Raw genomic sequence first — 14,910 nt, forward strand, 5'->3', positions numbered from 1 at the left:
GCCGGACGGTGCGAGTCTGGTGGGCATGCCCACCCAGGACACCGCCTCCGACGAGCGCTACCGCGCCGTCCGCTCACGGGACGCCCGCTTCGACGGGCAGTTCGTGATGGCCGTGCGCACCACCGGGATCTACTGCCGCCCCAGCTGCCCGGCCCGCACCCCGCGCCGCGAGAACGTGGAGTTCTTCCGCACGAGCGCGGCCGCCCACGCAGCGGGTTTCCGGGCCTGCAAGCGCTGCGCGCCCGAGGCCGTTCCGGGCTCCCCCGAGTGGGACGTGCGCGGGGACGTGGCCGGGCGCGCCATGCGGCTGATCGCCGAGGGCGTCGTGGACCGCGAAGGGATCGAGGGACTCGCGCGGCGCACCGGGTACTCGCCCCGCCACCTCACCCGTGTGCTGGGCGAGGAGCTCGGTGCGGGACCGCTCGCCCTGGCCCGGGCCCACCGCGCACAGACGGCCCGTGCCCTGCTCACGCAGACGGAGCTGAAGGTCTCCGAGATCGCCTTCTCGGCGGGGTTCTCCAGCGTGCGCCAGTGCAACGAGGTGATCCGTGCCGTCTACGACATGACACCCCTGCAGCTGCGCGAGCAGGGCCGGCGCACCTCCGGGGCTCGTGCGCCCTCCCACGGCCGCCCCGGGCACGACGCCGCACGGCCCGCCTCCCTGCCCCGCCCCGCGGTGCAGCGGAACACCTCCCGCAACGCGACCCTCTCCTCGGCCGCGGACTTCGGCGAGGTGGACCTGGCCCTGAGCTACCGCGCACCCCTGGACCTGCACGGCCTGTTCGTGTGGTTCGCGGTGCACGCCGTCGAGGGGGTGGAGGTCGGGACGGCCACCTCCTACTCCCGGACCCTGCGCCTGCCGGGCGGCCCCGCGTGGCTGCGGGTGTACCGGCGGGGCGCGGACGAGCTGCGGATGCGTGCCCGTCTCACGGACCTCGCGGACCTGCCCGCCCTGATCGCACGGGTCCGGAGGCTCTTCGACCTGGACGCCGACCCCCTCGCCGTGGACGAGGCGCTCTCCCACGTGCCCGCCCTGCGCCCGCTCGTCGCGGCCCGGCCGGGGCTGCGCGTCGTCGGCTCCGCGGACCCGGAGGAGACGCTGATCCGCACCCTGATCGGCCAGCAGATCTCCCTGGCCGCCGCGCGCACCGTGCTCGGCGCCCGCACGCGGGAGATGGGCGAGCCCGCCCCGGAGTTCGCCCCCGGGCTGAGCCACATGTTCCCCACCGCGGCGGCGATCGCGGAGCACGGCGAGCGCTTCCTGCGCGGCCCCGCGGCCAGGGTGCGCGCGGTGCTCGGGGCCGCGAGCGCCGTCGCCTCCGGGGAGCTGAGCCTCTCCCCCGGGGACGACGCCGCCCAGCAGCGTGCCGCTCTGCTCGCCCTTCCCGGGGTGGGGCCGTGGACCGCGGACCACGTGCGCATGCGGGTCACCGGGGACCCGGACGTGTTCCTGGTGGACGACGGCGCTCTGCGGGCCGGCGCGCAGCGGATCGGTCTGCCCGGGGACAAGAAGGCGCTGACCGCGTGGGCGCAGAGCGCCGCCCCGTGGCGCAGCTACGCCACCACCCACCTGTGGGGTCCGCTGACCCCACCCGCCACCTTCGACGAGAGCGAGCAGCCATGACCCACACCGTGGAGACCATCGACACCCCGGACGGCCCGTTCACGGCCGTGGCCGGGCCGGACGGGACGGTGCTCGCGTCGGGGTGGACCGCGTCCCCCGAGGAGGCGCTCGCCCGGGTGCGGGCGGAGTGGCGCCCGCGGGACGTGCGCACCGGGCCCGTGGCCGCGATGGACGCCGTGCGGGCGTTCTACGCCGGTGAGCTCGACCCGGTCATGGCCGTGCCCGTGGAGGTGCACGGCACGAACGGGCAGCTCGCCGGGTGGGAGCAGCTGCGGCGCATCCGGCCCGGTGATCCGCTCACGTACACGGAGTTCGCCGAGGCTCTGGGCACCCCGCGGGCGGTGCGGGCGGCGGCGTCCGTGTGCGCGCGCAATCCCGTGGCGCTGTTCGTGCCGTGCCACCGCGTGCTGCGCGGGGACGGCTCGATGGGTGGCTTCGCGTGGGGCGAGGACGTGAAGCGGAGCCTGCTGGAGCGGGAGGCGGCGGGGCGGGCGCGCTGAGCCCTGAGTGTGACCGAGCGACCGTGGTGCCGGGGATGTTCTGGACGCCGCGGAGCCGGGCACCGCATAGGGGCGCCCGGCTCCCGCCCGCCCGGACCGCGCGTCGTCGCACCCGACCGTCAGCGCCCCGCGGCACCACCGTGCCGCGTGAGGGCGCCCGATGCACCGTCACTCCCCGCCCCCGGAGGTCCCCCGGGGGCGTGACAGACTGTGCGGGTGGAACGGGTGAGCGCGGCGCAGGGCAGGACGTGCAGCGTCGTCATCCCCGTGCGCAACGACGCCGCCTACCTGGAACGCTGCCTGCAGGCCCTCCGGCGCCAGACCCGCGTTCCGGACGAGATCGTGGTGGTGGACAACGCGTCCTCCGACCACCTGCGGGAGGTTCTCGCGCGGCACCCCGAGGTGCAGTGCGTGCGGGAGCCCGAGCCCGGCGTCGCCCACGCGGCCGCGGCGGGATACGACGCCGCACGCGGTGACCTGATCCTGCGCTGCGACGCGGACAGCCTGCCCGCGCCCACGTGGATCGAGCGGCACGTGAGCAGTCTGACCCGCGCACTGGACGAGCCCCGCGGCAGGGACGCGGTGGCGGTGTCCGGGGTGGCGCGCTTCGGCCCGCAGTGCCCGGGCCTGGGGCGTATCGCGGGTGCCGCCTACATCACGGCCTACCGGCTGGTGGCCGGGACCGCGCTGGGGCACTGGGCGCTGTGGGGCTCGGACATGGCCTTCACGCGCGAGTGGTGGCGGCGGGTCTCCGTCGAGGTCCACCGCGACGCCCGCGTGCACGACGACTTCGACCTCAGCTTCCGCGTGCGTCCCCACGAACGGGTGCTCATGGACCCCGGCAGTGCGGCGGTGGTCTCGTGGCGGGCGGTGGTCTCGCCCGCGCGGATCCGGCGCCAGCTGCGCATGGCATCGGCCACCGTGGCCGCCAACTGGCGCGCGCAGCGGCCGTGGGTGCGCATTCGGCGCCGCCTGCTCGGCGGACGGGGTGACCGCGCGTGACGCCCGGCTCCTCCCCTTCGGGCACGTCCCGGGGCAACGACGCCGCACGGTCCCCCGTGCGCACCCGTCTTCAGCAGGCGTCGGCTCACCGGGGCCCGAGCTCGGGCTGCGAGCCAGACGGCGCGGCAGCGGCGTCGTTACCGTCGGAGCGAGCGGGCGCGGGGAGGTCGACGGCAGCCGGTGACACCCCCGGTCGACGCACGGGGTGGATACGGCGAGCCGGTGCGGGGGCGGCGTCGGCGACGTGCTTCACCGCCGTGCTCGTGGCCGGGGCCTACGCCCTGGACGCGCGCTGGGTGGATGCCGCCGTGCTGATGCTGGCCGGGCTGGGTCAGGTGCTCGCGTTCCTGTGGTTCCGCGCGCCGTGGCCGCGTGCGCTGTGCTCGGTGGTGCTGCTCACCGCGGCGGTGAGCGCGGCCGAGCAGCTGTACAGCCGGATCTGGTGGTGGGACATCCTCATCCACTTCGTGGCGCTGTACGCGCTGGTGTGGATGCTGTGGAACCGGGTGCTGCGCGGCAGCGGACAGCTGCGGAACCGCGTGCGGAACGCGCGCCGGGAACCGTACCTGCTGTGCGCGCTGGCGGGTCTGGCGATCGCCACGGTGTGGGAGGTCATGGAGCTTCTGGGGTTCCTGTACGTGACCCCGGAGATCCACATCCCGCCCCTGGACACTCTCGGGGACGTGACCGTGGGGGTGTTGGGCGCCGCCCTGGTGGGGCGGCATCGCGCGCCGCGGTGAGCACGAGTGCGCGTGACGGGCAGGGGGAATCCCAGCGGCTTGCCCGTGGCGGGCACCCGACCCGTGGGCCGGCCGGGGCGCACCGCTCGCGGCGCGCTCCGGCCGGCGGTGCGCGTGACTTACCTGCGCCGGTCCCGCAGGGCGCCGGTGGACCACAGTGCAGCGGCGATCAGGACGGGCTGGAAGAACAGGCGCACGAAGCGCTTGGTGTCCGTGTCCAGGCCGAAGCCGTCCCGGTGGTGGATCCACTGGGCCAGGTTGCCGGGGAACACCGCGGCGAAGAAGCCGGCGGCGACCAGCCCGACCGTGCGGCGTCGTGACCGGGCGGCGACCAGGGAGAGGCCCAGGCCAATCTCGACCACGCCGGAGGCGAGGACGGTGGCGTCCGTGTCCAGGGGAACGAACTCGGGCACCTGCGCCTGGAACTCGTCACGGGCGAAGGTCAGATGGCTGACGCCCGCGAAGGCCAGGAAGCCGCCGAGCGCGGTGCGGACGATGTGGCGGGCGGGGGGGAGCTTGGGTGCCTTGCGGCGAGACGGGGTGGGGAGGTCCATCACTCGTCCACCACCGTCACAGTGACCTCGATGTTGCCGCGCGTGGCGTTGGAGTAGGGGCATACCTGGTGGGCGGCGTCGGCGAGTTCCTGGGCTTTGTCGTGCTCGAGCCCGGGAACGACCACCTCGAGCTGCACGGCCAGGCCGAAGCCACCCTCTTCGTTGTTGCCGATCTGCACGCGGGCACCCACCGCGGAATCGCCGAGCGAGACCTTCTGCTGGCGGGCGACCATCTGCAGCGCCGAGTGGAAGCACGCGGCGTACCCGGCGGCGAAGAGCTGCTCGGGGTTGGCGCCGTTGCCGGAACCACCCATCTCCTTCGGAATGGCGAGGTCGAACTGCAGGGAGCCGTCCTTGAGAGCCACGCTGCCGTTGCGGCCCGCGCCCTGGGCAAGTGCTTCTGCGGTGTAGAGAGCGTCCATGATGTTTTCTCCTTCGCTGGCGGAACTGGCAGGTCTCGACCCCCCAAGAACCGAGACCCGCCATGGTGGTACCGCGCGTGGGTGGGCACCTCCCGGACCGACGGTCCGCGGCGCCCGCTCATGACACGTGGTCGCGTCAGGTGCTCGGCGTGATGGCGGGGGGGGACCGGACGCCGGGCAACGCGACCGAGGTCGAGTATAGTTGCGTGCTTTTTGGTTGTCCACAACCAATATATCGGCAATGGTCCGCGGTCGGCGCCGCCGTTGCCGGTGACCCGATGCGTTCCGGGGCAGGGCGAGGGACGTGCCCGGCGGCTTCCCCCGCCCCGGAAAGACACCCGAGACGGAGGAGACCGATCAGGCTCGATGGATCAGAGCCCCTCCCCGGAGGGTGAGACCAGGATCTTGACCGCGGTCTCATTGCGATGGATCAGGGTTTCGAAACCCTCCTCCACCAGACCGTCCACCCCGATCTTGCCGGTGATGAACGGCGCCAGGTCGATCTTCCCGGATTCCACCAGTTCGATGGTGGCCGGGTGCGAGTTCACATAGGCGATGGTGCCCCGTAGGTCGATCTCCTTCATCACGAGCTTGTGCATGTCAAAGTCCGCGCGCTTGCCCCAGATGGATACGACCACGAGCACGCCGGTGGGCCGTAGTACATCCATGAGGGTGTCCAGCACCACTTGCACACTGGTGCACTCGAAGGCCACGTCCGCGCCCTTGCCGTTCGTGAGCCTTCGGACCTCCTGGGCGACATCTACCTCCCGGGGATCCAGGGCGTAGTCAGCCACGCCCGTATCCAAGGCCTTCTGCCGCCGCAGCGGGCTGAGCTCGGACACGACCACGGTGACGCTCAGGGCCTTCAGCACCGCAGCGGTCAGGAGGCCGATGGGCCCGGCGCCGCCCACAACGGCAACGTCCCCGGCCTTGGCCCCGGAGCGCTCCGCCGCGTGGTATCCCACCGAGAGCGGTTCGATCAGGGCGGCCTGGTCCAGTGGCACAACATCAGACACGGGGTGCACCCATCGACGCCGCACAGCGATCTTCTCGCCGAGACCACCCCCGCCTCCGGCCAGGCCGATGAAGTTCATGTCGCGGGAGAGGTGGTAGTCCTTGCTCTCGGGCCCGGTGTCCACGTCCTCGCCGATGATGTAGGGCTCCACAACCACGTGCTGGCCCACCCGCAGATCGCCCACTCCGTCGCCGAGCTCGTAGATCACCCCGGAGAATTCATGTCCCATGGTCACAGGCGCGGTCTCGCCGGAAATCGGATGAGGGGTGTCCGGGGTGGGACAGAAGATCGGGCCCTCGAGGTACTCGTGGAGGTCGGTGCCGCAGATGCCGCACCACGCGACATCGATTCCCACCATGCCGGGACCGACCTCGGGCTCGGGCAGTTCGTCGATTCGAATGTCATTGCGTCCGTAGTAGCGCGCCGCTCTCATGGAATCTCCTCACCTTGACGAGCGCGGACGCCCCGCGCCCTGACACTAATTCTAAGCCTTGTGCGCACAGATTCGAGGGTGCGGCGAGGGGACTGCCCATGGAGGGCAGACGTCCCGGGAGACGCTGCGCAGTGCGTGCACGAACTCCCGAACTGGGGAGCAGGGTGCCAGTAGCATCAGCCTGGGCAGCACCGAACGCCGGCGTGGGTGCAGGACACTCTTGAAAGCATTCTGGTTTCCCGAGCGCCACCGCATTCAGGGTGCTGCCCCGGATTCCCGGCGTGACCATCGATCCAGGAGGAACCCCAGTGTCAGACCTCAGCGGCCTCGTCCCCACCTCGGCCATCCGGCTCGACGCCTCCGCGACAGACTGGCGGGATGCCATACGGCTCTCTGGTGACCTGTTGACGGCGGCGGGTACTGCGGGGCCCTCGTACACAGAAGCGATGATCGAGGTCGTGGAGGAGCACGGGCCGTACATCGTGATCGCCCCGGGTTTCGCTCTGGCCCATGCACGCCCGGACGGGTCCGTGGCCCGCACCGGCCTGTCGTTCGTCAGGCTGAGTGAGCCCGTGGAGTTCGGCAACAAGGCCAACGACCCCGTGCAGCTGGTGATGGCCCTGGCGTCCGTGGACTCGAAGGCGCACCAGAAGGCTCTCGCCTCGCTCGCCCGGGTGCTGGGCACCCCGGAACGTCGGCTCGCCCTGGACAATGCGACGTCGCCGGAAGGCGTGCTCGCCGCGCTGGAAACCGGGTCCGGGGCCAAGAAGAACCCGAGAGCGGTTCCAGCACCCGCGGTTTCTGGCGCCGCCAACGAAACGGCCCCCACGTCCGAGTCCGGGAGTTCCGACCAAGTCCCCTCCAAGGGGCTCGTGCTGACCGTGTGCGGCAACGGTCTGGGGACCAGCCTGTTCCTGAAGAACACGGCCGAACAGGTTCTGGACAGGTGGGGGTGGAGCCCCTATTTGACCATTGAGGCCACAGACACCATCTCCGCGAAAGGGCGTGCCAAGGAAGCAGACTTCCTCCTGACCTCCCAGGCCATTGCACAAACGCTGGGGGACGTCGGTGTGCCGGTCGAGATCATTGAGAACTTCACCTCCCAGGAGGAGATCGATGCCGCCATGCGACATCGGTACGCCGTCTGACCCCCTGCCCCCTTCGAGCCCTCTCGTCCTCTCCATTGGAAGAACCACCCATGAATGTTCTGGTCGCAACCTCGCAGTTCCTCGTCAACGAGATCCTCAGCGTGCCCGCCTACCTCATCGGCATCATCACGGCCATCGGCCTGATCGCGCTGCGCAAGAGCGCGGGGCAGGTTGCTGGCGGGGCCATCAAGGCAATCCTCGGGTTCCTGCTCATCGGGGCAGGCGCCACGCTGGTGGCGGCCTCGCTCACGCCCCTGGGCACCATGATTCAAGGCGCCCTCGGGGCCCAGGGAGTGGTGCCGACCAACGAGGCAATCGCTGGCATCGCCCAGCAGCAGTACGGGGCGCAGGTCTCCTGGCTGATGATCCTCGGGTTCGTAGTGGCCGTTCTTCTCGCGCGTTTCACACCCTTGCGCTACGTGTTCCTCACAGGACACCACTTGCTGTTCATGGCGACGCTGATCACGGTCGTGATGGCCTCCGCCGGGATGCCCACCCCGGTCGTGGTGATTCTCGGTGCGGTCCTGCTGGGGATCCTGATGGTGGCCCTGCCAGCTCTGGCACAACCGTGGACCCGCAAGGTCACGGGTGACGACTCCATAGCCATCGGGCACTTCGGAACGCTCGGGTACATCGCCTCGGGGGCCGTGGGCCGCTGGGTGGATCCGAGAGGGAAGAGCCGTTCCACGGAGGAGATCAAGGTCCCGGAAGGTCTGCGGTTCCTGCGCGATTCCATGGTCGCCACGGCACTGTCCATGGTGGTCATGTACGTCATCGTGGCCGTGGTCTACCTGTTTCGCGCTGGGTCGGAAACCGCGTTCCAGGCGTTCGAGGGCGGGGCAACGAACGCGGGGAACTACATCATGCAGGCCGTCACGCAGGGCCTGCAGTTCGGCATCGCCGTTGCGGTCATCCTGTTCGGTGTACGAACCATCCTCGGCGAGCTGGTGCCGGCCTTCCAGGGAATCGCCGCGAAAGTGGTTCCCGGTGCCGTACCCGCACTGGACGCTCCGATTGTCTTCCCGTTCGCTCAGAACGCCGTGCTCATCGGCTTCATTTCGAGTTTCGTGGGCGGCCTCGTGGGCCTGCTACTGCTGGGGACGGTCTTTGGACCGATGTTCGGCCTCGCACTGATCCTTCCGGGGCTGGTGCCCCACTTCTTCACTGGCGGCGCCGCAGGTGTCTACGGAAACGCGACGGGAGGTCGCCGCGGCGCAGTGGCCGGCGCATTCGTCAACGGTCTTCTGGTAACTTTCCTGCCCGCGCTGCTGCTCAAGGTCCTGGGCAGTTTCGGATCCGAGAACACCACGTTCGGAGACACCGACTTCGGGTGGTTCGGCATCCTCATCGGCTACGGCGCCAAGCCCGGCGTGGTCCTGGGCTCGATCATCCTCGCGCTCATCGGCCTGGCCCTGCTGATCGGAGCCATTGTCGTGCAGAAGCGAGTGGTCCGTGGCGGTTGGGATCCCTCCCCCGCCCGCGTCGCGTCACCAGCCGGAACTGCCACCGCAGTTGCGGCTGACAACTCCACGGGTAGCCTCACCTCCGGTGCAGAAGGAGCCACGAGCGGGAAGACCTACCCAAAAATTACGCCACCCGAAGGCGCGCCGGTCCCGCCGCCTACGCTTGCCCCATGACCTCCTCCACCACCCACCGCTTCACCGGCCACATCGCCGGCGTCGGCACCTCCGGGGGCACCCGCCTGGTGCTCGGCTGCTGGGACCGCACCCCGCAGGGTCCGTTCGCGGACGTCATGGTCGCCCATCCGGACGGCCGCCGCGAGCTGCTGGCTCCCAACGACTGGGTGGCCGGGTTCGTCTCGGACACCTACACCTTCGACACCGTCACCCGCGTCCCCGTGAACGTGCATCGCACCGGCTTCTCCCGCGCCTCACGCTGGACCGTCACCGCAGGACCCCTCACGTGGCAGTTCAGCGTGGGTCCGCGCTCACCGCTGGGCTACCTGCTGCAGTCCGTGCCGCGCCCCCTGGGCACTTCCCTGCCGTTCGCGCACCTCTCGGACCCGGTGGCCCGCCGGGTGATGCCCGGTGTGCGCACCCTGGGCACCGCGGGCAACGACCGCACCGAGTGGTACTCCGCCTACGACCTGCACGCCATCACGTTCTCCCGTACCGCATGGGACGGCCGCGACCTGGGCACGCTCACGGACATGACCCCTCCCCCGGACTTCGGTTTCAGCTCCACCCCGCGCCGGCCCAGCCTCACCGCCCTGACCAGCACTGTCCGTGTGCCCGACGCCGCTGCGCTCACCTCCCCGACGCGGGGCCCGGAACTCGGGTGAGCGCCGTCGACGAACCGGCAGAACTGCGTCGACTGAGACCGGAGGACGCGCCGGCACTCCAGGAGCTGCTCGAGGCGACCCCCGGCTACACCCGCCGGATCAGTGGACACGCGCCCCTCCCCGGCGACGCCGCCGAGATCCTTTCCACGCTCCCGCCCGGCCTCGCACGCGAACAGAAGTACGACGTCGGGCTGTTCCGCGGGCCCGCCTTGGCAGCCATGGCCGACGTCATCCGCAATTTCCCCGAGGAGCATCACGCTCACATCGGCCTGCTGCTCGTACGGCAGGACCACCAGGGAGAGGGCCTCGGGCGGGCGATGCATGATGCCGTCACGAACCTCGTGAGCGACTGGCCCGAGGTGACTACCCTGCGCCTGGGGATCGTGGAGACCAGCGCGGCGAGCGCCGTCGGCTTCTGGCGGGCCCTGGGATACGAGCCCACGGGCGAGACCGCGCCGTACGAGAACGACGAGGTGCGCAGCCGTGTGACCCTGTGGGAACGACCGGTGCGCCCGACCCCACCACCCCATGAGAGGACCGCGGCACGACCCGGAACTGGTTCGGGCAGGGTGGAGGAAACTACGCCGCCTGCCGCCCCGGCTGCCCGGCGGAATTGGGCGCAGAACTGACGCGGATCACCCCGCGGCGGGGCACCGCGGTGGACGTGGGCTGCGGGACCGGCCGACTCACGGGCTTGCTGGCCGAACACTTCACGCACGTGATCGGCGTGGAGCCCGGTGAGGATCAACTCGCTCACGCCACCCCCGCGGACGGCATCGGTTGCGTGCACGCAATGGCGGGGGCCCGCCCGTGGCCGACGGCAGCGCCGATCTCACCGAGGCGTGGGGCGAACCGTCCCGGCCGCGCAACATCCTCTGGCCCATCACCGTGCGGGCGGGCAGGCTGGACGGGGAGTCCCGATAGGTGCCGACGGCCCTGCCCGCCGGCGGGAGCACAACTCCTGACCGGTGCCGACGGCTTGCCCGGTAGCTAGAGTCGCGTGCAAAAACTGAGTTAAAGCAGATTTTGAGCCGATCTGGGCCGGAAATCCGCTTTCACTCAGTTAAAGCAGGTCCCTCATTACCCCCGGGACCGGCGGGTCAGGCCCGCAGCGACTCCAGGTTCCTAGCAGACTCCATCGTCTTGGCCGAATCAGGGGAGCGGGCAGAGCGGGGCCTCTCCGGCAGGATCGGAGCGGTCACCAGATCCGGGGAGTAGCAGACCAGCGCGTCGTTCTCGAGCAACCGCTCCGTCCTGATCACGTCCCCCGTGCGCTTGGAGCGGGCCTCCCGCAGCACCACGTTGTGCCGGCGCACCTGCTCCTCACCCGTCGCGGGATCCGTGGTGCGGTAGAAGTACGCCTCGTCCTCGCGGATGTGGAACTTCTCCGGCCAGGTGTCGTCCGAGAGCAGCTGACCGCGCAGGTACTCGTCGTCCACGCACACGCGGAACTGGTAGCTCTGCCCGGTGTCGTTGCGCAGCCGGTAGTCCAGGAAGTTGTAGATGATGGACGTCCCGGTCCCGAACGGGATCTGACGTTTGAAGTCGGGGAACAGGTCCAGTCCGCTGTGGTGGTGGTGCTCCACCACGGTCAGGGGCGAGTGCAGCGCCATCCAGTGCAGCAGGTTGGTGAACTGGCACATGCCTCCACCGATCCCCACGTCCGCGTGGTCGCCGTTGATCACCACGCCCGGCAGGTATCCGCGGGAACGCGTGGGATTGCCCACGAGCCGCCAGAAGGAGAACGTCTGCCCCGGGCGGATCACGATCCCGTCCACGAGCGGCGCGGACAGTGCCAGCGAGCGGGCCTTGCCCTCCTGGAGGTCCAGCTCGGTGTTGCCGAGCGTGCGCCGGATGAGTGAGTTGTGGCGGTAGACCTTCACGGGCAGGTCCTCGGACGAACGCGCGGCGGCGAAGGCCCCGCGTCTGCCGAGGTCCTTCGCGCGGCGCTGCCATCTCTGGCGCTGCACCGCAATGCGGTAGGTCAGTGGGGAGATCTCCGAGAAAAGTTTGCGTCCCATGGACCCAGCGTAGGAACGCCCGCAGCTATTCGCAATAGCAAACTAACGTCTTTTCATGGGCCACCCTCAGCGCCGTGCGACCCGTGCCTCGAGTCCCGCCTTCACGGAGGGCCACTCGTGTTCGAGCACCGAGTACACCACGGTGTCCCGCAGCACCCCGTTGCGCTCCAACCGGTCCGCGCGCAGCACGCCGTCCAGGCGCGCGCCGAGCCGCTCGATCGCCGCCCGCGACTGCTGATTGGCCCAGCTCGTCTCGTAGCGCACGCAGCGGCACCCGAGATCCTCGAACGCGTGGGTCATGAGCAGCAGCTTGGACTCGGCGTTCGTCCCCGTCCCGTGGGTGGACGCCCGGTTCCACGTGTGCCCCACACTCACGCGCGGCACGTCCCACTGCGGGTCGTAGAACGTGGTCATCCCCAGCACGGCGCCGTCCGCCTGCCGCACGGTCACGAAGGGCAGCATGGATCCCTCGTCCTGCCACGTGAGCCGCTGCTCCACGGCAGCCGCCATCCCGTCCGGGTCCGCGACGCTCGTGGACCAGCGCTCCCACATGCGCCCGTCCTCGGTGGCCCCGATCAGCCCGTCCAGGTGCTCGCGGCTGAGGGGTTCCAGGCGGACCAGCCGCCCACGCAGTGTCACCGGTGTCCACGTCATGGGATCACTGTCTCACGACGACGCCGCGCGGCCCGCGCGCGCAGCCCGTGACGGGTTCACAACCGCGCATGACGGCGACTGCCTCCCTACAGGTGTATGCCCACTCCCAAGGGTGCTGACAGGATGGGAGGACCACGTCGCACTCGTGACCGCGGCGTGCGTCAGCTTCGTAGGAGGATCGTTATGTCCGCACGCGAGAACAACGCCCCCCAGGCCCCGGGAGTTCCCGGGACCGGTGAGCCGACCATCGAGGAGCCCACGGCTCCCCGTCAGCCGCTTCCGCCCAAGCCCGATCAAGGTGCCCCCGAGCGGGTCACGCCCACGGGTGCACCCACCGATGCCCCGATGTCCGCGATGGCACAGCAGGGTGAGTACCTCACCACCGCGCACGGCGCGCGCCTGACGAACTCCGACCAGTCCCTCAAGGCCGGGGCCCGCGGTCCCGTGCTGCTGCAGGACCACCACTTCCGGGAGAAGATCTCCCACTTCGACCACGAGCGCATCCCGGAACGCGTGGTGCACGCCCGCGGCGCGGGTGCCCACGGCACGTTCCGCGGCTACGGCTCGGCCACCAAGCTCAGCCGCGCGGGCCTGTTCGCTAAGGACAAGGAAACCCCGGTGTTCGTGCGCTTCTCCACCGTGCTGGGCTCCCGCGGCTCGGGCGATCTGGCCCGTGACACCCGCGGCTTCGCCACCAAGTTCTACACGGACGAGGGCACCTGGGACCTGGTGGGCAACAACATCCCCGTGTTCTTCATCCAGGACGCCATCAAGTTCCCGGACGTCATCCACGCCGGGAAACCCCACCCGGACCGCGAGATCCCCCAGGCGCAATCCGCGCACGACACCTTCTGGGACTTCGTGTCCCTGCACACCGAAGCACAGCACCACACCATCTGGAACATGTCCGACCGCGGCATCCCGCGCTCCTTCCGCACCATGGAGGGCTTCGGCGTCCACACCTTCCGCCTGGTGGCAGCGGACGGGAGCACCGTGCTGGTGAAGTTCCACTGGAAGCCGCGCCTGGGTGTGCACTCGGTGGCGTGGGAAGAGGCCCAGCTGATCAACGGCGCAGATCCGGACTTCCACCGCCGTGACCTGGCGGACGCCATCGAGGCCGGGGCGTTCCCGCAGTGGGAGCTGGGCGTGCAGGTCTTCGAGGACAACGAGGAGCAGAGCTTCCAGGGCATCGACCTGCTCGATCCCACGAAGATCGTGCCGGAAGAGCTGGTTCCCGTGCAGCCCGTGGGTCTCATGACCCTGGACAGGAACCCCTCCAACTACTTCGCGGAGACGGAGCAGGTGGCGTTCAACCCCAACAACCTGGTCCCGGGCATCGACGTGACCAACGACCCCCTGCTGCAGGGCCGGCTCTTCTCCTACCTGGACACCCAGATCACCCGTCTGGGCGGGCCGAACTGGAACCAGCTGCCCATCAACCGTCCGCACGCCGCGGTCAACGACATGCTGCGGGACGGCTACCACCAGAGCGCCGTGCACTCGGGAGTGGCTCCCTACCGCCCCAACTCGCTGGACGGCGGCAATCCGTTCGAGACGCCCGAGAGCGAACACGCCTTCGTCGACTACCCGGCCCCCGTGGCGGAGTCCGTGAAGGAACGTGCCCGGCCGCAGTCCTTCGACGACCACTTCTCCCAGGTGCGCATGTTCTGGCTCAGCCTGAGCGAGGTGGAGCGTGAGCACACTGCGCAGGCCTACGCGTTCGAGCTCGGCAAGTGCTGGGACGAGACCATCCGCACGCGCCAGCTGCGGCACCTCTTCGCCATCGATCCCGCCCTGGGACACGCGGTGGCACAGGGGCTGGGTCTGCCGGACCAGGAGCCCACCGTGCCCCCGGCCCAGGACGTTCAGCCCTCGCCGGCACTGTCCCAGGTGGGTAGCACGTGGCCCGTGGACGGCCGCCAGGTGGGCATCCTCGTGGGTCCGGACACGGACACTGAGCAGCTCACCACGCTCGTCTCCCGGATCAACGCCGCGGACATGGTCCCGCTGGTGATCGCACCGCAGGGTGGCGAGGTGGCCCCGGGCGTCGTCGCCCACCGCACGCTGCTCACGGCACGTTCCATCGAGTTCGACGCCGTGGTGGTCGCCACCGCGGGCGCGCCGGCCCACCAGGTGGCCGCGGGCATGGACGCGAAGGCGGGCGCTCCCAGCCCGGGTGACGTGGATCCGCGCGTGAGCCTGCTGGTCAACGAGATGTGGCGCCACGCCAAGGCGATCGTTGCGGTCGGACCCGGCGCCACGGCGCTGCAGACCCTGCAGATTGCGCAGACACCCGGCGTGGTCGCGGCGGACTCCGCCGAGGACGCCCTGAGCACTGTGACCGAGCTGCTCGGCAGCCACCGGGTCTGGGAACGCTTCCCGACCACCGGTATGTTGGCATAGGGAACAACCGCAGCAGTTCACGTGGTTGCCCGCGGATCGTGACCCGGTCACGGCCCGCGGGCAACCGCCTGCTCCCCCAGCCATCGCGTGTG

General features: G+C 70.2%; 14 protein-coding genes and 1 pseudogene. 10 read left to right on the forward strand and 5 right to left on the reverse strand.

The genetic code is table 11. The features are described from left to right. Window positions 1-25 precede the first annotated feature (25 nt). From KRH_RS11120 to KRH_RS11135, 4 genes are all read left to right on the forward strand, one after another. A complete protein-coding gene (locus KRH_RS11120; RefSeq protein WP_012399317.1) occupies window positions 26-1,624 on the forward strand; it encodes an AlkA N-terminal domain-containing protein in 1,599 nt (532 codons plus the stop codon). Next, the gene (locus KRH_RS11125; protein WP_012399318.1) at window positions 1,621-2,124 is read left to right on the forward strand and encodes a methylated-DNA--[protein]-cysteine S-methyltransferase; all 504 of its coding nucleotides are present in this window, start codon (window positions 1,621-1,623) and stop codon (window positions 2,122-2,124) included. The genes KRH_RS11120 and KRH_RS11125 overlap by 4 nt, the downstream gene beginning before the upstream one ends. A gap of 216 nt (window positions 2,125-2,340) precedes the next feature. Beyond that, window positions 2,341-3,126 (forward strand): glycosyltransferase family A protein, encoded by a 786-nt coding sequence (locus KRH_RS11130; protein WP_041297443.1) that lies wholly within the window; start codon window positions 2,341-2,343, stop codon window positions 3,124-3,126. A 263-nt stretch (window positions 3,127-3,389) separates the two neighbouring features. Continuing rightward, window positions 3,390-3,866: a hypothetical protein gene (locus KRH_RS11135; protein WP_226905809.1), complete on the forward strand. Its 477-nt coding sequence runs from the start codon at window positions 3,390-3,392 to the stop codon at window positions 3,864-3,866. Between the two features lie 119 nt (window positions 3,867-3,985). Here the strand turns inward: KRH_RS11135 and KRH_RS11140 are convergent, their stop codons facing one another. The 3 genes from KRH_RS11140 to KRH_RS11150 form a co-directional block, all read right to left on the reverse strand. Beyond that, window positions 3,986-4,420: a DoxX family protein gene (locus KRH_RS11140; protein ID WP_387696424.1), complete on the reverse strand. Its 435-nt coding sequence runs from the start codon at window positions 4,418-4,420 to the stop codon at window positions 3,986-3,988. Continuing rightward, window positions 4,420-4,842, reverse strand: coding sequence for an organic hydroperoxide resistance protein (locus KRH_RS11145; protein WP_012399322.1), 423 nt, complete (start codon window positions 4,840-4,842; stop codon window positions 4,420-4,422). Before KRH_RS11145 ends, KRH_RS11140 begins: the two co-directional genes overlap by 1 nt. Window positions 4,843-5,213: 371 nt before the next feature. Then, complete coding sequence (locus tag KRH_RS11150) at window positions 5,214-6,290, reverse strand: 2,3-butanediol dehydrogenase (protein ID WP_012399323.1); 1,077 nt, start codon at window positions 6,288-6,290, stop codon at window positions 5,214-5,216. 308 nt (window positions 6,291-6,598) lie between these two features. On the opposite strand from KRH_RS11150, the gene KRH_RS11155 reads away from it, so the two are divergent. The 5 genes and pseudogenes from KRH_RS11155 to KRH_RS12915 form a co-directional block, all read left to right on the forward strand. Continuing rightward, the gene (locus KRH_RS11155; protein WP_012399324.1) at window positions 6,599-7,438 is read left to right on the forward strand and encodes a PTS sugar transporter subunit IIA; all 840 of its coding nucleotides are present in this window, start codon (window positions 6,599-6,601) and stop codon (window positions 7,436-7,438) included. Window positions 7,439-7,488: 50 nt separating this feature from the next. Beyond that, window positions 7,489-9,075, forward strand: a complete 1,587-nt coding sequence (locus KRH_RS11160) for a PTS ascorbate transporter subunit IIC (RefSeq protein WP_012399325.1) — start codon at window positions 7,489-7,491, stop codon at window positions 9,073-9,075. Continuing rightward, window positions 9,072-9,740 (forward strand): hypothetical protein, encoded by a 669-nt coding sequence (locus KRH_RS11165; protein ID WP_012399326.1) that lies wholly within the window; start codon window positions 9,072-9,074, stop codon window positions 9,738-9,740. The genes KRH_RS11160 and KRH_RS11165 overlap by 4 nt, the downstream gene beginning before the upstream one ends. Next, window positions 9,737-10,369: a GNAT family N-acetyltransferase gene (locus tag KRH_RS11170; RefSeq protein WP_012399327.1), complete on the forward strand. Its 633-nt coding sequence runs from the start codon at window positions 9,737-9,739 to the stop codon at window positions 10,367-10,369. The genes KRH_RS11165 and KRH_RS11170 overlap by 4 nt, the downstream gene beginning before the upstream one ends. Window positions 10,370-10,404: 35 nt before the next feature. Continuing rightward, a pseudogene (locus KRH_RS12915) lies at window positions 10,405-10,455 on the forward strand (hypothetical protein); the annotation flags it as partial. A 385-nt stretch (window positions 10,456-10,840) separates the two neighbouring features. Here KRH_RS12915 and KRH_RS11175 read toward each other — a convergent pair. Then, entirely contained in the window at window positions 10,841-11,761 is a 921-nt protein-coding gene (locus KRH_RS11175; RefSeq protein WP_012399329.1) for a VanW family protein, read from the reverse strand. 66 nt (window positions 11,762-11,827) lie between these two features. After that, the gene (locus KRH_RS11180) at window positions 11,828-12,415 is read right to left on the reverse strand and encodes a GNAT family N-acetyltransferase (RefSeq protein WP_012399330.1); all 588 of its coding nucleotides are present in this window, start codon (window positions 12,413-12,415) and stop codon (window positions 11,828-11,830) included. Between the two features lie 183 nt (window positions 12,416-12,598). Between KRH_RS11180 and KRH_RS11185 the strand changes: the two genes are divergently transcribed. Further along, a complete protein-coding gene (locus tag KRH_RS11185) occupies window positions 12,599-14,818 on the forward strand; it encodes a catalase (protein WP_012399331.1) in 2,220 nt (739 codons plus the stop codon). Window positions 14,819-14,910 lie beyond the last annotated feature (92 nt).

The sequence above is a fragment of the Kocuria rhizophila DC2201 genome (assembly GCF_000010285.1).
Taxonomy (GTDB): domain Bacteria; phylum Actinomycetota; class Actinomycetes; order Actinomycetales; family Micrococcaceae; genus Kocuria; species Kocuria rhizophila_A.